General features: G+C 68.5%; 26 protein-coding genes and 1 tRNA gene. 13 read left to right on the forward strand and 14 right to left on the reverse strand.

Features of this window, described 5'->3' with window-relative positions:
- Nucleotides 1-17: 17 nt before the first annotated feature.
- Nucleotides 18-575 (reverse strand): HdeD family acid-resistance protein, encoded by a 558-nt coding sequence (locus MA876_RS09060; protein WP_248147935.1) that lies wholly within the window; start codon nt 573-575, stop codon nt 18-20.
- Between the two features lie 152 nt (nt 576-727).
- Between MA876_RS09060 and MA876_RS09065 the strand changes: the two genes are divergently transcribed.
- From MA876_RS09065 to MA876_RS09075, 3 genes are read left to right on the forward strand one after another with little or no spacing between them, the layout of a single operon-like run.
- Nucleotides 728-1321 (forward strand): sulfite oxidase-like oxidoreductase, encoded by a 594-nt coding sequence (locus MA876_RS09065; protein WP_248147937.1) that lies wholly within the window; start codon nt 728-730, stop codon nt 1319-1321.
- Nucleotides 1318-2043 (forward strand): FAD-binding oxidoreductase, encoded by a 726-nt coding sequence (locus tag MA876_RS09070; protein WP_248147939.1) that lies wholly within the window; start codon nt 1318-1320, stop codon nt 2041-2043. Before MA876_RS09065 ends, MA876_RS09070 begins: the two co-directional genes overlap by 4 nt.
- 1 nt (nt 2044) lies before the next feature.
- Nucleotides 2045-2302, forward strand: a complete 258-nt coding sequence (locus tag MA876_RS09075; protein WP_248147941.1) for a DUF6510 family protein — start codon at nt 2045-2047, stop codon at nt 2300-2302.
- On the opposite strand, the gene MA876_RS09080 is transcribed toward MA876_RS09075, so the two are convergent.
- Nucleotides 2299-3219, reverse strand: a complete 921-nt coding sequence (locus MA876_RS09080; protein ID WP_248147943.1) for an AEC family transporter — start codon at nt 3217-3219, stop codon at nt 2299-2301. The two genes, MA876_RS09075 and MA876_RS09080, sit on opposite strands and share 4 nt — an antisense overlap.
- A gap of 49 nt (nt 3220-3268) precedes the next feature.
- Here MA876_RS09080 and MA876_RS09085 point away from each other — a divergent pair, with 49 nt between their 5' ends.
- The 3 genes from MA876_RS09085 to MA876_RS09095 all read left to right on the forward strand — a co-directional run bounded on the left by MA876_RS09085 (nt 3269) and on the right by MA876_RS09095 (nt 5745).
- Nucleotides 3269-3997, forward strand: coding sequence for a phosphotransferase (locus tag MA876_RS09085; protein WP_248147945.1), 729 nt, complete (start codon nt 3269-3271; stop codon nt 3995-3997).
- Nucleotides 3997-4719 carry an aminoglycoside 3'-phosphotransferase gene (locus MA876_RS09090; RefSeq protein ID WP_248147946.1) on the forward strand — a complete coding sequence of 241 codons (723 nt, stop codon included), beginning with the start codon at nt 3997-3999 and terminating at the stop codon, nt 4717-4719. Before MA876_RS09085 ends, MA876_RS09090 begins: the two co-directional genes overlap by 1 nt.
- 156 nt (nt 4720-4875) lie before the next feature.
- On the forward strand, nt 4876-5745 hold the full coding sequence (locus MA876_RS09095) for an AraC family transcriptional regulator (RefSeq protein WP_248147948.1): 870 nt from the start codon (nt 4876-4878) through the stop codon (nt 5743-5745).
- Nucleotides 5746-5774: 29 nt separating this feature from the next.
- Here the strand turns inward: MA876_RS09095 and MA876_RS09100 are convergent, their stop codons facing one another.
- From MA876_RS09100 to MA876_RS09110, 3 genes are all read right to left on the reverse strand, one after another.
- Nucleotides 5775-6278 carry a GNAT family N-acetyltransferase gene (locus MA876_RS09100; protein ID WP_275562503.1) on the reverse strand — a complete coding sequence of 168 codons (504 nt, stop codon included), beginning with the start codon at nt 6276-6278 and terminating at the stop codon, nt 5775-5777.
- A 134-nt stretch (nt 6279-6412) separates the two neighbouring features.
- Nucleotides 6413-6673, reverse strand: a complete 261-nt coding sequence (locus MA876_RS09105; RefSeq protein ID WP_248147951.1) for a DUF6458 family protein — start codon at nt 6671-6673, stop codon at nt 6413-6415.
- Between the two features lie 109 nt (nt 6674-6782).
- Nucleotides 6783-7388, reverse strand: a complete 606-nt coding sequence (locus MA876_RS09110; RefSeq protein WP_248147953.1) for a hypothetical protein — start codon at nt 7386-7388, stop codon at nt 6783-6785.
- 64 nt (nt 7389-7452) lie between these two features.
- On the opposite strand from MA876_RS09110, the gene MA876_RS09115 reads away from it, so the two are divergent.
- The 3 genes from MA876_RS09115 to MA876_RS09125 are packed head-to-tail and all read left to right on the forward strand — an operon-like array spanning nt 7453 to nt 10573.
- Nucleotides 7453-8793, forward strand: coding sequence for an MFS transporter (locus tag MA876_RS09115; RefSeq protein ID WP_248147955.1), 1341 nt, complete (start codon nt 7453-7455; stop codon nt 8791-8793).
- A gap of 32 nt (nt 8794-8825) precedes the next feature.
- Nucleotides 8826-9737 (forward strand): pseudouridine-5'-phosphate glycosidase, encoded by a 912-nt coding sequence (locus tag MA876_RS09120; protein WP_248147957.1) that lies wholly within the window; start codon nt 8826-8828, stop codon nt 9735-9737.
- The gene (locus MA876_RS09125; RefSeq protein ID WP_248147959.1) at nt 9737-10573 is read left to right on the forward strand and encodes a carbohydrate kinase family protein; all 837 of its coding nucleotides are present in this window, start codon (nt 9737-9739) and stop codon (nt 10571-10573) included. Before MA876_RS09120 ends, MA876_RS09125 begins: the two co-directional genes overlap by 1 nt.
- On the opposite strand, the gene MA876_RS09130 is transcribed toward MA876_RS09125, so the two are convergent.
- Both MA876_RS09130 and MA876_RS09135 read right to left on the reverse strand, forming a co-directional pair.
- Nucleotides 10570-11016 (reverse strand): SRPBCC family protein, encoded by a 447-nt coding sequence (locus tag MA876_RS09130; protein WP_248147961.1) that lies wholly within the window; start codon nt 11014-11016, stop codon nt 10570-10572. The genes MA876_RS09125 and MA876_RS09130 overlap by 4 nt on opposite strands.
- Nucleotides 11009-11365, reverse strand: a complete 357-nt coding sequence (locus tag MA876_RS09135) for an ArsR/SmtB family transcription factor (RefSeq protein WP_248147963.1) — start codon at nt 11363-11365, stop codon at nt 11009-11011. Before MA876_RS09135 ends, MA876_RS09130 begins: the two co-directional genes overlap by 8 nt.
- 82 nt (nt 11366-11447) lie before the next feature.
- On the opposite strand from MA876_RS09135, the gene MA876_RS09140 reads away from it, so the two are divergent.
- Both MA876_RS09140 and MA876_RS09145 read left to right on the forward strand, forming a co-directional pair.
- Nucleotides 11448-12011: a dihydrofolate reductase family protein gene (locus MA876_RS09140; RefSeq protein WP_248147964.1), complete on the forward strand. Its 564-nt coding sequence runs from the start codon at nt 11448-11450 to the stop codon at nt 12009-12011.
- Nucleotides 12008-12493, forward strand: a complete 486-nt coding sequence (locus tag MA876_RS09145; RefSeq protein WP_248147966.1) for a DUF2087 domain-containing protein — start codon at nt 12008-12010, stop codon at nt 12491-12493. The genes MA876_RS09140 and MA876_RS09145 overlap by 4 nt, the downstream gene beginning before the upstream one ends.
- On the opposite strand, the gene MA876_RS09150 is transcribed toward MA876_RS09145, so the two are convergent.
- The 5 genes from MA876_RS09150 to polA all read right to left on the reverse strand — a co-directional run bounded on the left by MA876_RS09150 (nt 12482) and on the right by polA (nt 20146).
- Nucleotides 12482-13246, reverse strand: coding sequence for an SGNH/GDSL hydrolase family protein (locus tag MA876_RS09150; protein ID WP_248147968.1), 765 nt, complete (start codon nt 13244-13246; stop codon nt 12482-12484). The genes MA876_RS09145 and MA876_RS09150 overlap by 12 nt on opposite strands.
- 13 nt (nt 13247-13259) lie before the next feature.
- Complete coding sequence (locus MA876_RS09155; protein WP_248147970.1) at nt 13260-14627, reverse strand: MFS transporter; 1368 nt, start codon at nt 14625-14627, stop codon at nt 13260-13262.
- Nucleotides 14628-14671: 44 nt separating this feature from the next.
- Nucleotides 14672-15700, reverse strand: coding sequence for an LLM class flavin-dependent oxidoreductase (locus MA876_RS09160; RefSeq protein WP_248147972.1), 1029 nt, complete (start codon nt 15698-15700; stop codon nt 14672-14674).
- 39 nt (nt 15701-15739) lie between these two features.
- Nucleotides 15740-17413 (reverse strand): DUF885 domain-containing protein, encoded by a 1674-nt coding sequence (locus MA876_RS09165; protein ID WP_248147974.1) that lies wholly within the window; start codon nt 17411-17413, stop codon nt 15740-15742.
- A 93-nt stretch (nt 17414-17506) separates the two neighbouring features.
- Complete coding sequence (polA, locus tag MA876_RS09170; protein WP_248147976.1) at nt 17507-20146, reverse strand: DNA polymerase I; 2640 nt, start codon at nt 20144-20146, stop codon at nt 17507-17509.
- Between the two features lie 44 nt (nt 20147-20190).
- Between polA and MA876_RS09175 the strand changes: the two genes are divergently transcribed.
- Complete coding sequence (locus MA876_RS09175) at nt 20191-20622, forward strand: hotdog fold thioesterase (RefSeq protein ID WP_248147978.1); 432 nt, start codon at nt 20191-20193, stop codon at nt 20620-20622.
- Nucleotides 20623-20626: 4 nt separating this feature from the next.
- Here MA876_RS09175 and MA876_RS09180 read toward each other — a convergent pair whose 3' ends face one another.
- Complete coding sequence (locus MA876_RS09180) at nt 20627-20956, reverse strand: hypothetical protein (RefSeq protein WP_248147980.1); 330 nt, start codon at nt 20954-20956, stop codon at nt 20627-20629.
- 91 nt (nt 20957-21047) lie between these two features.
- Complete coding sequence (locus tag MA876_RS09185; RefSeq protein WP_248147982.1) at nt 21048-21668, reverse strand: ANTAR domain-containing response regulator; 621 nt, start codon at nt 21666-21668, stop codon at nt 21048-21050.
- 53 nt (nt 21669-21721) lie between these two features.
- Between MA876_RS09185 and MA876_RS09190 the strand changes: the two genes are divergently transcribed.
- Nucleotides 21722-21804, forward strand: a tRNA-Leu gene (locus MA876_RS09190).
- Nucleotides 21805-21951: the final 147 nt, after the last annotated feature.

Raw genomic sequence — 21951 nt, forward strand, 5'->3', positions numbered from 1 at the left:
CTCTTCCGTGGAATCGCCTACAGCTCGCCCTTGAAGGTGAACGCGCGCACGACGTTGATGATGCCGAGCACGATCAGCGAGATGCCGAGCAGCCACCACAGCACGACGGCACCCCACAGCGGCGAGAAGAGGAGCACGACGCCGGCGATGATGCTGATGATCGCGAAGAAGATCGACCATCCCTTCGACGCGGAGTCGCCGAGCGTAGAGAGCGCCACGACGCCCTCGACGATCCACATGATGCCGACCAGGATGCCGAGGAACAGCGCGAGCCACGCGGTCGCGGCACCGAGGTTCAAGAACGCGATGACACCCGCGATGATGAACAGCACACCGAGCACGATGTGACCGACGCGCGACCATCCGCCCTTGGTCTTGGAGAAGATGCCGAGGCCGGCGTAGACGAGACCGGCGGCGATCGCGTAGATCGCGATGATCGCCGTGACGACCATGGCTGTCTTGCCGGGCCAGACGAGGATGAGGATACCGACGATGACGGCGAGGACGCCGGCGATGCCGAGCGCGGTCCGGATGCCGTTGACGGCGGCCTTCTCGACGGGGAGGTCAGTGGACATGTGATTGTCCTTCCTGGGAGTTTCCTGAAAAGGGGCGTTCGAAGTCTAGACCCGAGGTCGAGGTTTGCAGGTGATCGCGGAGGGTGATTTCGAGGATGACTCGCGCCGCGGCTCCGCGCAGCGCTAGCGTGAGGGCGTCGAAAGGATTCGCCATGGCCGTCTTCTCGAGGGCGTTCGGTGCCCGGCGTCGTGAGAGCGATCCCGCGCTGCCGCCCGGACAGTATCTGACCGAGGACTTTCCGGTGCTCTCGGCGGGTCCGACTCCGCGCATCGATCCGGGGGAGTGGCGCTTCGCCATCCGCACCGAATCGGGTGCGGTGACGTCCTGGTCCTGGGACGAATTCATGGCCCTGCCGATCGAGGACGTGCACACCGACATCCACTGCGTCACGCGGTGGTCGAAGCTCGGCACCCGCTGGCGAGGTGTGTCGCTCGACACGCTGTACGGGCACGTCGATTCCGATGCGGCGTTCGCGATGGCGCATTCCTACGGCGGCTACACGACCAACGTGCCGCTCGAGGACCTGCTCGGAGGCAAGGCCTGGGTCGCGTTCGAGTTCGAGGGCGAGCCGCTGGATCCCGAGCACGGCGGTCCTGCGCGCCTGCTCGTGCCGCACCTGTACTTCTGGAAGAGCGCGAAGTGGGTAAACGGCCTGACCCTCATGGACAGTGACGAACCCGGATTCTGGGAGCAGAACGGCTACAACATGCACGGCGATCCGTGGACGGAGGAGCGGTACTGGTGATCGTCGGCGGCTGGCGGCCCGCGAAGGTCGCCGAAGTGCGGGATGCCACGCCCACCGCTCGCGTGCTGGAGATCGATGTGCCGGACTGGCCGGGGAACGATGCCGGGCAGCATGTCGACATCCGCCTCACGGCGGAGGACGGCTACCAGGCGGTGCGCTCGTACTCGCTCGGATCCTACGGTTCTTCGACGCGCGTCGAGCTCGCGGTCGACGAGGTGCCGGACGGCGAGGTGTCGCCCTACCTCGTGCGCGACGTGCAGCCGGGCGACGAGCTCGAGGTCAAGGGGCCGCTCGGCGGCTACTTCGTCTGGCGGCCCGGGGGAGAGGGCCCCGTTCAGCTCATCGCCGGCGGGTCGGGGATCGTGCCCCTGATGGCGATCGCGAGGTCTGCGAAGAATGCCGGGGCCGCGGCATCCGTGCGCCTTCTCTACTCCGTCCGTCGAGCGCAGGACGCGATCTATCGTGAGGAACTCGTCGCCGACGCGGCCGACGGGGGAGTGGCGCTCACGTGGGCGTACACGCGGGCCGCTCCCGAGGGATGGGACGGGGATGTCGGACGCCTCGACGACGACGCGATCCGCGCGGCGGCGTGGCCGCCCGGGGACGAGCCGATCGTGTACGTCTGCGGTCCGACGGGATTCGTCGAGCATGTCGCGGACGCGCTCGTGCGCCTCGGCCACCCCGCGGCGAGGATCAAGACCGAACGGTTCGGAGGCGCCTGACATGGATGCGACGATCGTCGACGGGAACGTGCTCGCCGGCATGCTGTCGGAGATGTTCGAGACGGATGCCACGATGCTCGCAGGGTCGTGCGGCGGATGCGGCGCCGAGGCGCTGCTCGCCGAGGCCGTCGTCGAGCTCGACGACGCGGCTGCGATCGTGCGATGCCGCTCGTGCACGCACACGCTGCTGACGGTGCTGCGCACACCTCAGGGGATGCGGGTCGTCTTCGGCGCGTTGGCGGAACTGCGCAGTGGCTAGCCCAGGAGGAAGGTCGCTGCGAGCAGGACCGGCAGACAGCCGATCGTCGTGAGGAAGACGGTGTCGCGCGAGATCGTCTCGCCGACGCCGTAGCGCTGCGAGTAGTTGAAGACGTTCTGCGCGGTCGGGAGGGCGGCGAGGACGACGACGACCAGGACGTCGTGGCGATCGAGTCCGAACACGTACTGCCCGACGAGCCAGGCGACGAGAGGCATCGCGACGAGCTTGAGCCCGGTCGCCAGGACGATGTCGCGCCGCCGGCCCGACGGCGAGAGCACGCGCTGCCCGTACAGCGAGATGCCGTAGCTGATGAGCAGCACCGGGACGCACGCGTTCGCGATGAGGACGGCGGGTTCGAACACGATCGGCGGCAGTTCCACGCCGCTCACCGAGACGATCGTGCCGAGAACGGATCCGATCACGATGGGGTTCGTCAGCGTGCGCACGACGGCCTTGCCGAACGACGCGCGACCGAAGGCGACGGCATCCAGGATCGCCATCGTCACGGGGGTGAAGACCAGGAGCTGCAGCAGGATGACGGGCGCCGGGTACGCCGCACTGCCGAGCAGATAGAGCGACAACGGGATGCCGATGTTGTTGGAGTTCACCTGACCCGCGCTCAGTGCGCCGATGACGGTCTCGCCGACGGATCGCCGCCAGGCGAGTCGGGCCACGACGACGTAGACCGCGAACATCGCCACGGCGGCGATCGCGGCGACCGGCAGGTACGCCGAGAAGAGCGTGCGCACATCGGCCTGGGCCAGCACGACGAAGAGGAGGAAGGGCGACAGTACGAAGAACGTGAGGCGTGCCAGCACCGGTCGGCCGTGCTCGCCGAGCAGATCGATGCGGCCGATGATCCATCCCACGAGGATCGCGACGCCCACGACGACGAAGCCCGTGAGCGATTCCAGCATGATTCGAGCCTATTGGCACGTCCGATCCTGCCGATGCGATGATGACGAGGTGGACGAGATCGAGCTCTCGGGCGGGAACATGCAACCCGTCGTCCGCGTGGGCGAGACGGTCCGGCGCGTGGCAGGGGAGTGGACCCCGGCTGTGCACGCGCTGCTGGAGCGACTCGAATCGGCGGGGATCGCAGAGGCTCCGCGTGCGCTCGGATTCGACGACCGCGGGCGGGAGATCCTGAGCTACATCGCGGGCGACGTCCTGGAGGATTCGTCCGCGCTGTGGTCTGACGAGGTGCTTATCGCCGCCGGTCGGCTGCTGCGTCGCATCCACGATGCGAGTGTCGTGCTCGCGGGCGACGACACCCTGGTGTGGCGTTCTGCGCGACGCGCGCCCGCCCAAGTCGTCTGCCACAACGACTTCGCGACGTACAACCTCATCGCGCGGGACGACCGTCTGGTCGGGGTCATCGACTTCGACTTCGCGTCGCCCGGCCCGCGCCTGTGGGATCTCGCCTACCTGGCCTATCGGATCGTGCCGTTCGTCTCCGATGCGCAGGATGTGGGGGACCTCGACCGCGGTGCGCGCCTATCGGCGCTCGTCGAGGCGTACGGCATTCCGTTCACGCGCTCGGAAGTGCTCACCGCAGCAGCCGACCGCCTCGACGATCTCCGTGCGTTCACGCTCGATCGCGCAGCCGAGACGGGGCGGGTGGACTTCATCGAACACGCCGAGATGTACGGGCGGGATGCTGCGGCCCTGCGCGCGATGACTACGATGACCTGATGCCCGAGGCATCCGAGTTCGAAGACCTGTCGCAGTTCCACGAGCAGGGCGACGACCCCGTGCCATCCGTCGTGCTCGCTGTCGACGCTTCGCCCGAGCTGGTGTGGCGCAACGAGCTGGGCGGGCTGACGTATCGCGTCGGCGATCGCTATGTGAAGTGGAGTCCGCGGTCGGCGGGGATCGACCTCGCGCGCGAGCGCGATCGACTCCTGTGGCTCGACGGACGTCATCCGGCGCCGCGAGTGCTGTCGTACGGCGCCGACGGCGAGGCGGAGTGGCTGGTGACGGCCGGGATGCCCGGAGACCACGCCGTCGGCGATGAGTGGCGTGCGCGCCGGTCGGAGGCGATCGCCGCGATCGCGCGCGGGCTGCGCGCGATCCATGCCGTGCCCGTCGACGACGAGGCGCGCGGGTGGGAGTCCTGGGTGGTCCGGCGGCCGCCATCGCTGGGTGATCGGCCGGCGACCGACGAGCCCGTGCTCGTGCACGGCGACGCGTGCGCGCCGAACACGCTCATCTCGGCCAGTGGTGAATGGGTCGGCAACGTCGACTTCGGCGATCTCGCGGTCGGCGATCGCTGGGCGGATCTGGCCGTGGCATCCATGAGTCTCGACTGGAACTTCGGTGACGGTCACCAGGACGAGTTCTTCGCGGCGTACGGCATCGCTCGCGATGAAGAACGCATCCAGTATTACCGCGCGTTGTGGGAGCTCGAGTCCTGAGCTCGCCTCGCATCGCAATCGCCGATAATGCACATTATGTCAGCTTACCGTTCGGAGCCCGCTCTCCCGGGTTGATGAGACGCACGATCGCATCGGACCGCGATTGTCGGGTGGCGTCGTGAGCGACACAGAATGCTGGTCGTTGAAGGGGGAACCGTGATCGCCGCTCTCAATCGCATCGTCGAATCCGTCGAGGATCGTCTCTCCGATGACCTCGACGTCGATGCCCTCGCGCGCAGCGAGGGCACGACGGAGTATCACGTGCGACGGATGTTCTCATCGCTTGCCGGCATGCCGTTGTCGGAGTACGTCCGGCGACGTCGGATGACCGTGGCCGCCGGTGACCTCGTCGGGACGTCCGATGAGCTTCTCGACATCGCGGTGCGATACGGCTACAGCTCGACCGAAGCATTCAATCGGGCGTTCCGGATGGTGCATGGCGTGTCGCCGGCGGTTGCGCGTCGCGATGGCGGTCCCCTTCACTCGCAACCGCAGCTCAGGTTCCGCCTGACCGTAGAAGGGAACTCCCCCATGGACACTCGCATCGTCGATCGTCCCGCATTCCGTCTGATCGGCCACGCCGCGCGCGTCCCGCTCATCCATGAGGGTGTGAACCCTCACATCCAGGCGCACATCGCCTCGATCCCCGTGGGCGAGCATGCGCGACTCAAGGCACTGAGTGCCACCGAGCCCGGCGGGCTTCTTCAGGTGACGGCGGATGTCGATCCCGGCTATCAGGACGGAAGCGAACTCGTCTATCTGCACGGCGTGGCGGTGACCACCGATACTCCCCTGCCGCCCGACCTCGATGTCGTCGACGTGTCCGCCGGTCACTGGGCGGTGTTCCGGACGTCTGGAGATTACCCGGACGTCCTCCAGCAGACATGGGCGGCGACGGCGACCGATTGGTTCCCGTCCAACCCGTGGCGTCTGCGGCCTGGGCCGTCGCTCGTCTCGATACTGGATCGCTCCCCCGACTTCGCGACGGCGACGTGCGAACTGTGGATGCCGGTGGAACGCGCATGATCTCGGCTGAGAGTCGAACATAAAGGCGATCATGATGCGCGGAGATCGAGCTCGGTGATCAGGCTCGTCGCTGTGCCGAGCGTTCTGTCGATGCGACCGGTCTCGTGGAAGCCGAGCTTCTCGAGGACACGGCGTGACGCGACGTTCCAGTCCCACACGGTCGCTTGCAGTCGAGTGACCCCGCATGTACGCGCCCATCCGATGGCCGCCTCGGCGGCTTCTGTCGCGTACCCGTGGCCATGGAACGCCGCGAGCAGTTCGAAGGCGAGTTCCGGCTCCGCCCCGGCAGTGTCGTCGATCACGAGGCCGCAGTAGCCGATGACCTGGCCCGTCTCGCGCACCTCGACGGTCAGAAGCTTGGCGAAGCGCGATTCGGAGTCGCCCTGCCGGGCGGCGAGGTCGCGTGCGATGTCGTCGACGGTCGGCCGGCCGTCATCGTCGAGTTGCCGATGGGCCGGCACGCGGGGATCCCGTTCGGTCCAGAGCTGGTGGTACACGGAGGCGTCCGGCGGGCGAGCGCGCCTCAGAGTCAGCCGCTGAGTGACGAACGGCGGCTGCGGTGGCGCAGGTGACCGAGACGGCGCTGGGGTGACTGGCGTCTGGGGCTGCATTTTCGCCGTGGGAGTCCGCGCCGTTACCCCCGGTTCGTCCAGATGGGTCGCGGGGTTCAGGGCTCCACGTCTCCTGACGTGCTGGTGCTGCGACGCGTGACCTGCTCCCCCGCGGCAGGATCGACGGCCGTGCGGGTCACGGTCTCGGTCTGACGGCGCCGCGCGAGCATGGCGATGCCGAGGAGGAAGACGAGGAATCCCGCGCCCATCAGGATGTAGCCGATGAGATCGAGGTTCACCCACTCGACCTCGACGTTGACGGCGAACGCGAGGATGGCGCCGATGACGAACAGGACGATTCCTGCACCGATGCTCATGATTCGTTCCCTTCCGGGGCACGATCGTGCCCGCGGCATCCACCCTGTCCGTCCACGGCGCACGGACCAACCCGTTGACAGCGCGGACGGGCCTCGGCTACGGCGCGGCTCAGCCGAACCTCACGAAGACCGCCCGCAACGGAGCGTCCGCTCCCTGCAGCACCAGCGTCTCGTCGTCGCACACCACGTCCGGCACCGTCGCGCCGTCCAGCGAGAAGCCGCCGAGGTCTGGCACCTCGGCCTCGGGCGGCAGTCCGCTCGGCGGCGGTGCGTCGGCGGGGTCCACGTTCCACACCCAGTCCGTCACGGTCAGGGCGCCGTCCGCGCCGTTCCAGGCGCCTTCGCCCGCCGACTCCGACGGGATCGTCACGGTCTGTCCCATCATCGACGCCGTCCACGTGAGATCCGTCGACTGGCTCGTGAAGCCGTCGGCAGCGAAGACGAGCTGCTGGCCTCCCTCGACGTCGAGGGAGTCGAGCGGGATGCCGAGCCCGACGAGATACTCCTGCGATTGCGCGAGGAAGTCCGCGGTGTCGAGCTGCCACGTTCCCTCGAGGCACGCCGAGAGCGGGTCGACGTCGACCGAGGAACCGTCGGAACCGCCTGCAGCATCGCCGGGCGACGCCCGCGTAGGCGATGGCGCGGACGTGGGCGAGCCACATCCCGTCAGCACGACGAGTGTGCTCAGGACGACGACGGCCGGCAGTGCCCGCATACGCGAATTCTCGCACCGCTCCGATCCGCCCGGTAGCCCGCCCGCGGCGCGATACCGTGGAACGGTGCGTCCCACCCTCGGCTCCCCCCGCGCGGAGCCCGGGGGACGCGCGTGGCTCATCTGGACCGTCGGCGTCGCAGCGTACGTGCTCGCCGTCACGAACCGCACGTCGCTCGGTGCGGTGGGAGTCGACGCGGCCGAGAGATTCCAGGCGGATGCCGCGACGCTGTCGCTCTTCGCGGTCGTCCAGCTCGCGATGTACGGCGGCATGCAGATCCCGGTCGGAGTCCTGCTCGATCGCTACGGCTCTCGGCCGATCATGACGATCGGCATGATCCTGATGGCGGTCGGCCAGCTCACCATGGCCCTGTCTCCGAGCGTCGGCGTCGCCATCATCGCGCGCGTGCTGCTCGGCGCCGGGGACGCGGCCGTCTTCCCCGGCGTCCTGCGACTCATCGCGACGTGGTTCCCCGCGCAGCGCGGTCCTCTCATGGTGCAGTTCACAGGCATCGTCGGCCAGACCGGACAGCTCGTGGCGCTCATTCCGCTGGCCGCGCTGCTCCACGCCACGACCTGGACGATCACGTTCGGCAGTGTGGCGGGCCTGGGCATCCTCTTCGCGATCCTGGTGTTCGCGATCGTGCGCAACCACCCGCCGGAGCGCGAAGCCGACGTCAGCGTCGACACCGACACGGGGGCGATCCGCGTCGTCACGTCGGCGGTCGACACCGGCGTCGGAATCCGCGCGGCGTGGGCGCATCCGGGTACACGCCTCGCCTTCTGGTCGCACTTCACGACGCCCTTCGCCGGCACGGCGTTCGTGCTGTTGTGGGGCATGCCGTTCCTCACGGCTGCGGAGGGACGCACGAAGGCCGAGGCGGCGGCGATCATCTCGACCTACGTCATCGTCGGGATGGCGCTCGGCCCCATCATGGGCGACCTGTCGCGCCGCATCCCGCACAGGCGCTCGCGCGCACTCGTGCTGCCCGCCGTCGCCGTCCAGCTGATCGCGTGGCTCATCGTCATCGCCTTCCCCGGCCCCGCGCCCCTCTGGCTGCTGTTCGGGCTCGCCGTCGCGCTCGCGATGGGCGGACCTGCCTCGATGATCGCGTTCGATCATGCGCGCACCCACAATCCCGCGCACCGCCTCAGCACGGCGACCGGAGTCACCAACGCGGGCGGCTTTCTCGCGGCGCTCATCGCCATCTTCCTGATCGGCCTCGCGCTCGACCTGCAGGGCGCGGGCACACCGGCGACCTACACGCTCGATGCCTTCCGCCTCGCGTTCCTCACGCAGGTGCCGCTGTGGCTCGTCGGCGGTGCGTTCATCGTGATCGAGCGCAGGAAGACCCGTGTTCATCTCGGCATGGACCCTCCGCGCGCGCCGCGGAGGACACGGCCATAGGCTCTGATCCAGGAACAGAGGAGGGTGACGCGATGTCGACACTGCGTTTAGCCGACGAAGTGCGGGATGCCGTTGATGCAGGGCGCCCTGTGCTCGCGCTCGAGTCCACGATCTTCACCCACGGATTGCCGCGCCCGCGCAACCTCGAGGTCGCGACCGAAGCAGAGGCCCGCGTGCGGGCGGCGGGAGTCGTGCCCGCGACGATCGGCGTCGTGGACGGCATCCCGACCATCGGCCTGTCGGCCGACGAGATCGCCCGCCTTTCGACGAGCGACGGCGTCGTCAAGGCGAGCCTGCGCGACCTGCCCGTCGCTGCCGTCAAGGGCCTGAGCGCGGGAACGACGGTCGCGGCGACGGCGCACCTCGCCCACCTCGCCGGAGTGCGCGTCTTCTCGACGGGCGGCCTCGGCGGCGTCCACCGGCGTGCCCAGGAGACCTTCGACGAGTCCGCCGACCTCGGCACGCTCGCGACGCTGCCGCTCGTCGTCGTGAGCGCAGGGGTCAAGTCGATCCTCGACATCCCTCTCACCCTCGAGCGCCTCGAGACCCTCAACCTCGCGGTCGTCGGGTACCGCACGACCGATTATCCGGGCTTCTACATCTCGGACTCGGGGTACGACATCGAGTACTCCGTCGACTCCCCCGCCGAGATCGCGCGCATCGCGGTTGTCCGCGACGCACTGGGGATCGCATCGACGCTCCTCGTCGCCAACCCGGTCTCGACCGACACGCAGCTCGAGCCTGAACTGCATGATGACGTTCTCGCGAAGGCGCTCGCGGAGGCGGATGCCGCGGGGGTCTCCGGTCACGACACGACCCCGTTCCTGCTCGACTTCATGCAGCGCGAGACCGGCGGCCGGAGCCTCGATGTCAACGTCGAGGTGTATCGAGGCAATGTCGTGCTCGGCGCCGAGATCGCGCGCGCCCTGGCGGACGCCGGCTGATGCTCGTCGTGATCGGCGATCTCGTCGCCGACCTGATCGTGCTCGGCAGCGCGCGCCTGGCACACGGCACCGACAATCCCGCCGAGGTGCGACTCACCCGCGGAGGGAGCGCGGCGAACGTCGCCGTCGCGGCGGCACGCGAGGGGTGCGCGGTCCGCTTCATCGGCCGCGTCGGGGACGACACGCTCGGCACGACCCTCGTGCGCGAGCTCGAGGCGGCGGGCGTGGATGCCAGAGTCCAACGCGCGGGTCGCACGGGCGCCATCGTGATCCTGGTGGACGACGAGGGCGAGCGCACGATGATCACCGACCGCGGTGCTGCGGCGGAGCTCGAGGCCGTCGACCCCACATGGGTCGACGGCGCCCGGATCGTCCACGTGCCGCTGTACGGCTTCGCGGACGAGGGTTCGCGCCGGGCGCTGCTCGCCGCCGTGGGAACGGCGCGCGGCCACGGCATCCCGCTGTCGCTCGACCTGTCGAGCACCGCGACGATGCGCGTCCTCGGCACCGAACTCCTGGCAGAGCTTCTCGACGCGCTCGCTCCCGACGTCGTTTTCGCCAATGCCGACGAAGCAGCGCTCGTGACGGAGCTCGGCCTCGTCGTGAACGGTGCCTACGTCGTCAAGCGGGGCGGCGATCCCGTCGTCGTCTCGATCGACGGCGCTTCCCTCGAGGTCCCGGTCGTCCGCGAAGACGTCGTCGATTCGACGGGGGCAGGCGATGCGTTCGCCGCGGGATTCCTGGTCGCGACACTGGACGGATCGGATGCCGTCAGCGCCGCACGCGCGGGCATCGAGCTCGCACGCGCGGCGCTGCACCGACCGGGCGCGCTCTAGCCTCGCGGCATCCCGGCGACGACGCGGTCGATGTCGTCGATGAAGGCGTTGTAGCCCGCGATCGTGGCGGCGACCTGCTCATCGCTGAAGCCGGCGCGGTCCTGACTGATCGTGAGGCGCGTCGCGCCGTCGACGTCCTCGAGGTCGAACAGCACGGGGAGCCCCGCGTACTCGTCGGGGTTGTCGGTGAGGGTCATGGCGAGGTGGGCGGGCGGATCGACCTCGACGTACTCCCCCGCCCAATCGATGCGGTTGCCGTCGGGGAGCAGCATGACGGCGCGGAACGCCCCGCCGGGGCGGACGTCCATCGTGAGGGAGTCCTGCGGCACCTCGACGGCGGCGGTGCCGAACCAGACGCCGAAGTGCTCGGGCTTGGTGAGCGCCTCGAAGACGAGCTCGCGAGGTGCGGCGAGGTCGCGCGTGATCGTGAAGTAGTCAGCCATGGTGGTCTTCCTTGTCGATGGTGCGGATGGTCTGAAGTGCGTTGAGGTAGCCGTCGAGGGCATCGAGGCTGTCCTGCCAGAAGGCGGCGTAGTCGCCGATCCAGCGGGACGCCACGGCCAGCGGGCCCGCCTCGAGACGCGCAGGGCGGTATTGCGCGTCCCGCCCGCGCGAGACGAGCCCCGCCCCCTCGAGAACCCGGAGGTGCTTCGAGACGGCGGCGAAGGTCATATCGAACGGCTGCGCGAGTTCGCCCACGGTCGCCTCCCCCTGCGCGAGCCGTGCGAGGATCGCGCGCCGCGTGGGGTCGGCGAGGGCCGAGAACGTCCTGCTCAGCTGATCGGTCGACATGACCACCTCCGTATTCAACCAAACAGTACAATACAAATCGGTTGAATACAAGATGTCGTCGCCCTTCGATAGGTTTGCGATCATGCCGAAGGTCACCTTCTACACGGCGACGACGCTCAACGGATTCCTCGCCGACGATCACGATTCGCTCGACTGGCTCTTCGCGGCTCCCGGCGGCGAGGGCGGTGACGCCGACTTCCAGCGCTTCCTCGACGGCATCGGGGTGCTCGTGCAGGGGTCGTCGACCTACGAGTGGGTGCTCGAGCACGAAGACCTCCTCGCCCACCCCGAGAAGTGGCCCGCGTTCTACGGCGCCCGGCCGACGTTCGTCTTCACGACGCGCGATCTGCCCGCCGTCGACGGGGCGGACGTCAGATTCGTCCGCGGGGCGGTGACGGATGCCTGGCCCGCCATCCTCGAGGCGTCCGGCGACCGTGACGTCTGGGTCGTCGGGGGCGGTGATCTGGCGGGGCAGTTCGCCGACGCCGGTCTGCTCGACGAGATCCGGGTCTCGATCGCCCCCGCGACGCTGCCCTCGGGCAAGCCCCTCCTCCCCCGCGCTCTGGGCGCCGACGTGCTCGAGCTCACGGCCGTGCGACAGGCGGGTGCGTTCGCCGAGCTCACCTACACGGTGTCGCACGCATGAGCGATCGCTGGCGCGCTGTCGTCGCTGCGCTCGTGAACCCAGAGCTCCGCGCCGCGTTGGCTGAGCTGAACGCCGCCGAGCTGACCGACAACCGCCGTGAGCGCGCCTTCGCTCGGCTCGCCGATATCGGACTCGTCGCCGAGCGCGCCGACGGCGAACGGGTGTTCGACGAAGCGTTCGTGCGCAGCATCCTGAACGAGAATCCGGCCGTAAAGCGCACGGGGCCCGACCGATTTCTCGACCGCGCGGGCCGGATCGATCGGTATCCCGTGCAGCACGGCGACCGGCACGAGCTGCTCGCATGGGTTGCGGAGCGAGCGTTCTCGGCGGACGAGGTGTTCACCGAGAGCGAGGTGAACGAGCGTCTGGAACCCTTCGCGCCGGGCGGAGACGTCGCGGTGCTGCGGCGCTACCTCGTCGACCACGAACTGCTCGAGCGCACGCCCTCGGGCTCGGAGTATGCGCTGGTCTCAGGCGTGTGACGGAGCGACGGTCACCCAGTCCGGATGCTTGGGCAGCCGATTGTCGCCCGACGAAGTGCCGGTCAGCCGGCGCTTGACCCACGGACCCACGTGCTCGCGGTAGTACCGCGCACCGCGGAGGTTCGCGGCATCCGGCAGAGGCGGAAGCGACCACCATCCGGCGGGTGGCTCCATGCCGAGCGCGGTGAGCACCCGTGCCGCGACGCGGTGGTGGCCGCGCGAGTTCATGTGCAGTCGATCGGGCGACCAGTACGGCGGAGTCGCGAGCTCGCGATCGGGCCAATTGAGAGCGCGCACGACATCCGGCCGGCCGTCGAGCCGGGCCACGACGGCGGCCGAGAGCTGGTCACCGCGGCGCTGGAACACGGGGCCGAGCGGAAGCTGACCGGACGGATTCGCTCCCGACAGCACGATCAGCGTCACGCCCTCCTGATCGCACCGCTCGAGGACATGGGTGAAGAAGTCCGCGATGTACCCGAGCGACGTGCGGGGCCTCAGCATGTCGTTGCCGCCCCCATTGAACGACAGGTGCGTGGGCTTCAACGCGAGCGCGGGTTCGAGCTGCTGTTCGACGATGGGGCCCGCGAGTTTGCCGCGGATCGCGAAGTTGGCGTACTCGACGGGCTCCCCCGCGGCATCCGCCCATCCTTCCGCGACGAGGTCCGCCCACCCGCGCACGCGGCCGTCGGGCAGTTCGTCGCCGACGCCTTCGGTGAACGAGTCGCCGATCGCGGCGTAGCGGATGGAGCTCATGCCTCCAGGCTACCTAGCGTTCGTCGAGCGTCCGTCCGCGCGTGTCGACGAGCCCCCAGGTCGCGAGGGCGGCCACCGCGAAGAAGACGCCGAACATGACGAAGAGGACGACCGTGGATCCCTCGGTGACGAGGAGGGATGCCACCACGAGTGGCGCGACGATCGAAGCGATGCGACCGACGCCCGCGGCCCACCCCGATCCGGTCGCGCGCAGCGAGGTCGGGTACAGCTCGGGACTGACGGCGTACAGAGCACCCCAGGCGCCGAGGTTGAAGAACGACAGCGCCATGCCTGCCGCGATGATCGTCGCCTCGGTCGACGCCGTACCGAAGAAGACGGCGGCTGCCGCGGACCCCGCGAGGAAGACCGACAGCGTCACGCGTCGCCCCCACACCTCGATGAGCCACGCGGCGACGGCGTAGCCGGGCAACTGGGCGAGCGTGATGATGAGTGTGTAGCCGAAGGACTTCACCAGGTCGTAGCCCTGCTGCACGAGGATCGACGGCAGCCAGATGAAGGCGCCGTAGTACGCGAAGTTGACGCAGAACCAGACGATCCACAGGCTCGCCGTGCGCAGCCGGAACTCGCGCGACCACAGCGCCTTGAGGCGATCCGCGGCCGTCGTGGCGGCGGCGGGGATCACGATGGGGCCGGTCGTGAGGCGGCGCTTGGCCTCCCACGTGACCGAGGCGGACTTCTCGAACGTGCGCACGACGGCGTCGGCTTCGTCGTGGCGTCCCCGCCGGTCCAGCCAGCGCGCCGATTCGGGGAGGCCCCAGCGCACGACGAGGGCGTACACGGCGGGGATCGCGCCGAGCGCGAATGCCCAGCGCCAGCCGTCGGCGGACTCGGGAATGACGAGGAAGCCGATGAGTGCGGCGGCCGTCCAGCCGACCGCCCAGAATGCCTCGAGGATGACGATCAGCCGCCCGCGCATTCGCGCCGGGGCGAACTCGCTGACGTAGGTGGATGCGACGGGCAGCTCGGCACCCAGGCCGAGCCCGACGAAGAACCGCAGGACGAGCAGCAGCGCGAGCCCGCCGACGAGTGCACTCGCCCCGGTCGCGAGTCCGTAGATCACGAGCGTGACGGCGAAGATCTGACGCCTGCCGAACCGGTCGGCCAGCAGCCCGCCGAGCGTCGCACCGACAGCCATGCCGACGAAGCCGATGGATGCGATCCATCCGGCTTCCTCGGGTTGGAGCTGCCACTGCACGGTGAGGGCCGCGATGACGAACGAGATGAGTCCGACATCCATCGCGTCCAGCGCCCAGCCGATGCCCGATCCGGTCAGCACCCGCAGGTGCTGCTTCGTGAACGGCAGCCGATCGAGCCGCTCGGAGGTCGTGGCGGCGGGCGCGGTCGTCGAGGCATCCGTCATGGCTTCATCGTAGGGATGCCGCGCCGACCGCCGAGATCAAAGTTTTATGCGAGCATCTCGCGCACGAGCGGAGCGACCTTCGTGCCGTAGAGCTCGATCGAGCGCATGAGCTTGTCGTGCGACAGCGTCCCGGTCGAGAACTTCATGTCGAACCGGTCGGCGCCGAGGGTGCGGACGGTGTCGGCGATCTTGCGGGCGACGGTCTCGGGCGAGCCCGCGTAGATCGACCCCTCCGGGCCGATATCGTGCTGGAAGCGCAGGCGGTTGTAGGGCGGCCAGCCGCGCTCGCGCCCGATCGTGTTGTTCATGGCTTCGAAGCCGGCATACGCCTCATCCCAGGCCTGCTGGTCGGTGTCGGCGACGTGCCCGGGTGAGTGGATGCCGACCGGCAGCGATCCTCGGCCGAACGAGTCGAGCGAGCGGTGATAGAGGTCGACGAAGGGCCGGAAGCGGTGCGCCGGACCCCCGATGATGGCGAGCATCAGTCCGTAGCCATGGCGCGCGGCTCGCACGACGGACTCGGGCGACCCGCCGACGCCGACCCACGCCTTGAGACCGTTCGCGGTCTTGGGGAACACGTTCGCATCGGTGAGGCTCGCGCGCGTGGTGCCCTGCCACGTGACGGGCTGCTCGGTCATGAGCTGCGAGAACAGGTCGAGCTTCTCTTCGAAGAGGACTTCGTAGTCACGCAGGTCGAACCCGAAGAGCGGGAACGACTCGATGAACGAGCCGCGCCCGAGGATCACTTCGGCGCGCCCGTTCGAGACGGCGTCGAGGGTCGCGAACCGCTCGTACACCCGGACCGGGTCGTCGCTCGAGAGCACGGTGACCGCGGTGCCGAGGTGGATGTCCTTCGTGACGGATGCAGCGGCCGCGAGCACGATCTCGGGACTCGAGATCGCGAACTCGGGTCGGTGATGCTCCCCCACGCCGAAGAACGAGAGTCCGACCTCGTCGGCGAGGACCGCTTGGGCGAGGACATTGCGGATGGTCGCGGCATCCGTCAACCGCTCCCCGCGCTCGTCGATCGTGACGTCGCCGAAAGTGTCGAGGCCGAGCTGAATTTCATTCATGTGAATGCGAACTCGGCTCGGCCACGACGTATTCCTCGGTCAGCTCGCGAGCGCCTCGCGCAGAGTGTCGAGACCGACACCGCCGATGTCGAGAGCGCGCTTGTGGAACGCCTTGATGTCGAACGCCGCGCCCTCGCGCGCGGCGACGTCGTCGCGCAGCTGCTCCCAGATGCGCTGGCCGACCTTGTACGACGGCGCCTGACCCGGCCAGCCGAGGTAGCGGTTGACCTCGAACTGCACGAACTCGTCCGGCATGTTGACGTTGCCGCGCATGAAGTCGAGCGCGTAGTCGTGGTCCCAGACTCCGGACCCGTCGAGGCGGGGCTTCTCGAGGTGCACGCCGATGTCGAGGACGACGCGCGCTGCGCGCATGCGCTGGCCGTCGAGCATGCCGAGCCGGTCGGCCGGATCGTCGAGGTAGCCGAGCTGCTGCATGAGGCGCTCGGCGTACAGCGCCCAGCCCTCGGCGTGGCCCGACGTGCCGCCGAGCAGACGGCGCCACGAGTTGAGCTGCGCCCGGTTGTACACGGCCTGCGCGATCTGCAGGTGGTGACCGGGGACGCCCTCGTGGTAGACGGTCGTGAGCTCACGCCACGTGTCGAACTCGGTCACGCCCTCGGGCACCGACCACCACATGCGGCCCGGACGCGAGAAGTCGTCGGTGGGACCGGTGTAGTAGATGCCGCCTTCCTTCGTCGGCGCGATCATGCACTCGAGGCGGCGGATCGGCTCGGCGATGTCGAAGTGCGTGCGTCCGAGCTCTTCGACGGCGCGATCGCTGGTCTCCTGCATCCACTTCTGCAGCGCATCGGTGCCGTGGAGCTTGCGCGACGCGTCCTGCTCGAGGAAGGCGACGGCCTCTTCGACAGAGGCGCCCGCCTTGATCTCGTTGGCGATCGAGGTCTGCTCCTCCACCATGCGGCGCAGCTCTTCGACGCCCCACTCGTAAGTCTCGTCGAGATCGATCGTCGCTCCGAGGAACCGGCGCGAGTTGAGCGCGTACAGCTCGCGGCCGACGGCATCCTTCTCGCTCGACGCCGGCGCGAGTTCGCGCGACAGGAAGTCGGCGAGCTGGTCGTAGGCGACGCGGGCGGCGTTCGCGCTGTCCGAGAGCTCGACGGCGAGGGATGCCGGGAGCTGGCCCTCTGCGGGTGCGGCGTCGCCCGCGAAAGTCGCGAAGAAGCCGCTGTCAGCGGTGTAGCGCCCGATCTGCGTGATCGACTCGACGACCTGGCGGCGAGCGGGCACGACGCCCTTCGCGATGCCCTGACGGAGCGTCTCGACGTAGCCGTCGATGGCGCCCGGCAGTGCGCGCAGGCGCGTCGCGACGACAGACCAGTCGTCGGCCGTCGCCGTCGGCATGAGGTCGAACACCGATCGCAGCTCCTGCACGGGCGAAGCGATCACGTTGATGTTGCGCAGGTGCCAGTCGGCGTCGTGCAGCTCGAGCTGCAGATCGATCTCGCGCAGGAGGTCGACCTTGGTGACCTCGTCGATAGCGTCGGCGGGCGTCGCGGCCGAGAGGGCGGCGTGCGTCGCACGAGCCTCGGCGACGAGGCGCTCGGTGCCCTCCGGCGAGTAGTCGCCGAAGCGGTCGTTGTATTCGAAGCGCCCGATGTACGTCGCCAGTGACGGTTCGAGCTCGGCCAGGGTGTCGACCCACGCGTCAGCGATCGTGTCGATCGGCGTGGGGGTGCGTGAAGCATCAGTCATGCCCACGAGCCTACGAGCCTCTTCGGACGCGACCAAAACCGAACGTCCTACGGTCGAAGGGTCATCCGCGACCGGACGCCGCGGCGACGGACGTCAGTGCGCTGCTTCGTCCCAGTTCGCGCCGCGCCCGATCTGCACGTCGAGAGGCACGGACAGCGAGGCCGCGTCGCCCATGCGCTCGCGGACGATGCGCTCCGCGGCATCCCACTCCCCCGGCGCCACTTCGACAACGAGCTCATCGTGGATCTGCATCAGCACCCGTGAGCCGAGCCCCTCACGCGCGAACTCGTCATGGATGTGGAACAGCGCGATCTTCATGATGTCGGCCGCGCTGCCCTGGATCGGCGCGTTGAGCGCCGCGCGCTCGGCGTTCTCGCGGAGCACGCGGTTCGGGCTCGCGAGGTCGGGGAACGGCCGACGTCGCCCGAAGATCGTCTCGGTGTAGCCGTCGATGCGGGCCTGCTCGACCGACGAGCGCAGGTAGTCGCGCACCGCGCCGAACCGGGCGAAGTACTCCATCATGAGCTGCTTGGCCTCGGACTGCTCGATGCGCAGCTGCTTCGACAGGCCGAAGGCCGAGAGGCCGTAGACGAGGCCGTACGACATCGCCTTGACCTTGGTGCGCATGGCGGACGTGACGTCGGCGGGCTCGACGGCGAAGACCCGCGCGCCCACGAAGCGGTGGAGGTCCTCACCCGAGTTGAACGCTTCGACGAGGCCCGGGTCCTCGGAGAGGTGCGCCATGATGCGCATCTCGATCTGCGAGTAGTCGGCGGTCAGCAGCGTCTCATAGCCCTCGCCGACCTCGAACGCGGCGCGGATGCGACGGCTCTCCTCCGTGCGCACGGGGATGTTCTGCAGGTTCGGGTCGGTGCTCGAGAGGCGACCGGTCTGGCTGCCCGTCTGCACGTACGTCGTGCGGATGCGCCCGTCGGCGGCGATCGCGCTGTCGAGCGACTCGATGATCTGGCGGAGCTTCGTCGCCTCGCGGTGCTGGAGCAGCTGATCGAGGAACGGATGCGGCGCCTGCTCCTGCAGGTCTGCCAGCACCGCGGCGTCCGTCGAGTACCCCGTCTTCGTCTTGCGGGTCTTCGGAAGCTGCAGCTCTTCGAACAGGACTTCCTGCAGCTGCTTGGGCGAACCGAGGTTCACTTCGCGACCGATGGTCGCGTACGCCTCTTGCGCGATCCCGTCGGCGCGAGCACCCAGCTCGCTCGAGAAGCCCGACAGCTTGTCGTGCGAGACGGACACGCCCGCGAGCTCCATGTCGGCGAGCGTCGTGAGGGTCGGCAGCTCGATGTCGGTGAGGACGGATGCCACGCTCGGCGCGAGCTCGGCGCGCAGCGCCTCGGAGACGCGGAGCGTGTACCAGGACAGCTGTCCGGGCGTCGCGCCCTCGGTCTCGGGCACGAGCTGCGTCGGGTCCGCCTCGGGAAGCTTCTCGTCGAGATACCGGTCGACGAGGTCCGCCAGGGTCTTGTCGGGGAAGCTGGGCTTGAGCAGCCACCCCGCGACGCTCGTGTCGAAGGCGAGGCCGCCGAGTGCGGCGCCCGCGCGGGCGAGCGCCTTCACCTGCGGTTTGGCGTCGTTGAAGACCTTGGGTGCGTCGGAGGCGAGCCACGGGGCGATGAATGCCGCGACCTCCGCGGACCAGTCGGCTTCGGCGGCTGCCCCGCTCGTGGCCACGCCCACGCGCGAGGGCAGACCGCCCTGGACCACGAAGGTGATCGCGACGTCGCCCGTCGTGCCGGTGAGCCAGGCCGCGAGGGCCGGGCCGTCGAGCTGCTCCGCGACGGGTGCGAGCTGAGCGGCGGCCGAAGAGACGGCCGCCATCTGCTGCTCGATGCCCGCGAGCTCGGCCACACGCGGGATGAGGGTCTTGAACTCCAGCCGGGCGAAGATGTCGCGCACCTCTTGCGCGTCCATCGGCTGGACCTCGAGGTCGGCGACCGTCACCGGCAGCTCGACGTCGGTGAGGAGGCGGTTGAGCCGCCGGTTGCGCGTGACGTCGTCGAGGTGCTCGCGCAGGTTGTTGCCGACGACGCCGGTCACCTTGTCGGCGTTCGCGAGCAGTTCGTCGAGCGAGCCGAATTGCGTGAGCCACTTGACCGCGGTCTTCTCGCCGACCTTCGGCACACCGGGCAGGTTGTCGCTCGTCTCGCCGACGAGTGCCGCGATGTCGGGGTACTGCTCGGGCGGCACCCCGTACCGGTCGATGACGGCCTGCCGGTCGTAGCGCTTGAGCTGGGAGACCCCCTGCACGTTGGGGTAGAGGAGCGTGATGTCGTCGTTCACGAGCTGGATCGTGTCGCGGTCGCCCGAGCAGACGAGCACGTCGTAGCCTTGCTCGGCGCCCTGCGTCGCGAGCGTCGCGAGGATGTCGTCGGCTTCGAAGTCCTCTTTCGCGAGCACCTGGATGCTCATCGCCGCGAGACAGTCCTGCAGGAGCGGGATCTGCCCCTTGAACTCGGACGGCGACTCGGAGCGGTTCGCCTTGTACTCGGTGTACTCACGGGTGCGGAAGGACTGACGAGACGTGTCGAAGGCGACGGCGAGGTGCGTCGGCTTCTCTGCCTTGATGAGGTTGATCAGCATCGAGAGGAACCCGTAGATGCCGTTCGTGTGCTGGCCGTCCTTCGTGGAGAAGTTGTCGACGGGGAGGGCGAAGAAGGCCCGGTATGCCAGCGAATGGCCGTCGACGACGAGAAGGGTAGGCTTTGCGGAGTCCGTCACCCTGCGAGTTTAGCCAGGGCATCCGACACCCGAGAGCGAGTCCTATGAGCGTGCCATCCTCCGCCGAGATCAACGGCCTCGACTGGGCCGCCGGCCGCGGAATGGGCGCTCTCGCCGAGAAGATGGGCATGGAGTTCACGGAGTTCTCCGTCGAGCGCTGCGTCGCGACGATGCCCGTCGAAGGCAACACGCAGCCCGTCGGTCTGCTCCACGGCGGCGCCTACGTCGTGCTGGGCGAGTCGCTCGGCTCGATGGCCGCGAACCTGCATGCGGGGCCCGGTCGGCTCGCGGTCGGCGTCGACATCAACGCGACGCACACGCGGTCGGCGACGTCGGGGATCGTGACGGGCGTCTGCACGCCGATCCACCTCGGACGCAGCATGACGGTGCACGAGATCGTCGTGACCGACGATCAGGGGCGGCGATGCTCGACCGTCCGCATCACGAACATGATCAAGGATCTGCCCGCCGCCTGAGACCTCAGGCCGTCGCGTCGCCGCCTACGAGGGAGATCACGCGGTCGAGCTTGGACTCGAGGGTCTCGAACCGCTGGTCGATGCCGTCGAATCGCTTGTCGATGCCGTCGAATCGCTTGTCGATGCCGTCGAATCGCTTGTCGATGCCGTCGAATCGCTCGTCGTGACCGTCGAGGCGCGCCTTGATCCCAGCCTGATCCATCGAGATCTCTTCGAGGCGACTGTGCTGCCGACGAAGAGTGCCGTCGATGCGGCTGATCATCTCGTAGATGCCCTGCACATCATTGTCGAGTTGCTGGATCTTGCGTTCGGTGTCGGAGGGGCTCATCGGCATGTGTCGAGAGTAGCGCTCGCTTCGGCGTGTCGTTCCGACGGATTTCGCGACGTGCGAAGTCGAGCGCCGGGCCGCCGCTGTGGAGGAGCGCTCAGCCCTTCTTGGGCGCGAGCTGCTCGATGATCGCCTTCGCGACATCCTGCATCGTGAGGCGACGATCCATCGAGGCCTTCTGGATCCAGCGGAACGCTTCGGGCTCCGACAGGCCCATCTTCTCGTTGAGCAGGCCCTTGGCACGGTCGACGAGCTTGCGCGTCTCGAAGCGCTCGACCATGTCGGCGACTTCGGCTTCGAGCGTGATGATCTGGTCGTACCGCGCGAGCGCGATCTCGATCGCCGGCAGCAGGTCGTTGGGCGTGAAAGGCTTCACGACATAGGCGAGCGCACCGGCCTCGCTCGCGCGCTCGACGAGCTCCTTCTGGCTGAACGCCGTGAGGAGCACCACGGGTGCGATGTGGTTCTTGCTGAGCTTCTCAGCCGCAGAGATGCCGTCGAGTTGGGGCATCTTGACGTCCATGATGACGAGATCGGGGCGCAGTTCGGTGGCGAGCTGCACGGCCGTCTCGCCGTCGCCGGCCTCGCCGACGACATCGAATCCGTTGTCGCGGAGGATCTCGACGATATCGAGTCGGATGAGCGACTCGTCCTCGGCGACAACGACACGACGAGGGGTGGATGCCGCGGGCACAGCGGGCTCTTCAAGCTCAGTCACCTTTGAATCCTACGGTATGGTCGTTCGCGGACGGCGGAGTACGACTTCGCCGGGCCGGTGTGGCGGAATGGCAGACGCGACCGACTCAAAATCGGTTGTCCGTGAGGACATGTGGGTTCGAGTCCCACCACCGGTACGAGCGAAGGGCCCCGCGATACTTGAGTTCTAGGGGTCGATGCAACGCCTGAGTGATCGGGAGTTGCCATGCAGGATCAAGGTGGGCGTCGCCCCTATCGGGGGCGGCGCCCTTCTGCGTCTCGTGTTCGGTTCCTGGAGCTGTTGG

Source organism: Microbacterium aoyamense, from assembly GCF_023155855.1.
GTDB classification, from domain to species: Bacteria; Actinomycetota; Actinomycetes; order Actinomycetales; family Microbacteriaceae; genus Microbacterium; species Microbacterium aoyamense.

Excerpts from the sequence above, each read along its gene's own strand:
- MA876_RS09060 (WP_248147935.1), bottom strand. The coding sequence starts at position 575 with ATGTCCACTGACCTCCCCGTCGAGAAGGCCGCCGTCAACGGCATCCGG.
- MA876_RS09065 (WP_248147937.1), top strand. The coding sequence starts at position 728 with ATGGCCGTCTTCTCGAGGGCGTTCGGTGCCCGGCGTCGTGAGAGCGAT.
- MA876_RS09075 (WP_248147941.1), top strand. The coding sequence starts at position 2,045 with ATGGATGCGACGATCGTCGACGGGAACGTGCTCGCCGGCATGCTGTCG.
- MA876_RS09080 (WP_248147943.1), bottom strand. The coding sequence starts at position 3,219 with ATGCTGGAATCGCTCACGGGCTTCGTCGTCGTGGGCGTCGCGATCCTC.
- MA876_RS09090 (WP_248147946.1), top strand. The coding sequence starts at position 3,997 with ATGCCCGAGGCATCCGAGTTCGAAGACCTGTCGCAGTTCCACGAGCAG.
- MA876_RS09105 (WP_248147951.1), bottom strand. The coding sequence starts at position 6,673 with ATGAGCATCGGTGCAGGAATCGTCCTGTTCGTCATCGGCGCCATCCTC.
- MA876_RS09110 (WP_248147953.1), bottom strand. The coding sequence starts at position 7,388 with ATGCGGGCACTGCCGGCCGTCGTCGTCCTGAGCACACTCGTCGTGCTG.
- MA876_RS09120 (WP_248147957.1), top strand. The coding sequence starts at position 8,826 with ATGTCGACACTGCGTTTAGCCGACGAAGTGCGGGATGCCGTTGATGCA.
- MA876_RS09125 (WP_248147959.1), top strand. The coding sequence starts at position 9,737 with ATGCTCGTCGTGATCGGCGATCTCGTCGCCGACCTGATCGTGCTCGGC.
- MA876_RS09130 (WP_248147961.1), bottom strand. The coding sequence starts at position 11,016 with ATGGCTGACTACTTCACGATCACGCGCGACCTCGCCGCACCTCGCGAG.
- MA876_RS09135 (WP_248147963.1), bottom strand. The coding sequence starts at position 11,365 with ATGTCGACCGATCAGCTGAGCAGGACGTTCTCGGCCCTCGCCGACCCC.
- MA876_RS09140 (WP_248147964.1), top strand. The coding sequence starts at position 11,448 with ATGCCGAAGGTCACCTTCTACACGGCGACGACGCTCAACGGATTCCTC.
- MA876_RS09145 (WP_248147966.1), top strand. The coding sequence starts at position 12,008 with ATGAGCGATCGCTGGCGCGCTGTCGTCGCTGCGCTCGTGAACCCAGAG.
- MA876_RS09150 (WP_248147968.1), bottom strand. The coding sequence starts at position 13,246 with ATGAGCTCCATCCGCTACGCCGCGATCGGCGACTCGTTCACCGAAGGC.
- MA876_RS09155 (WP_248147970.1), bottom strand. The coding sequence starts at position 14,627 with ATGACGGATGCCTCGACGACCGCGCCCGCCGCCACGACCTCCGAGCGG.
- MA876_RS09160 (WP_248147972.1), bottom strand. The coding sequence starts at position 15,700 with ATGAATGAAATTCAGCTCGGCCTCGACACTTTCGGCGACGTCACGATC.
- MA876_RS09165 (WP_248147974.1), bottom strand. The coding sequence starts at position 17,413 with ATGACTGATGCTTCACGCACCCCCACGCCGATCGACACGATCGCTGAC.
- MA876_RS09175 (WP_248147978.1), top strand. The coding sequence starts at position 20,191 with ATGAGCGTGCCATCCTCCGCCGAGATCAACGGCCTCGACTGGGCCGCC.
- MA876_RS09180 (WP_248147980.1), bottom strand. The coding sequence starts at position 20,956 with ATGCCGATGAGCCCCTCCGACACCGAACGCAAGATCCAGCAACTCGAC.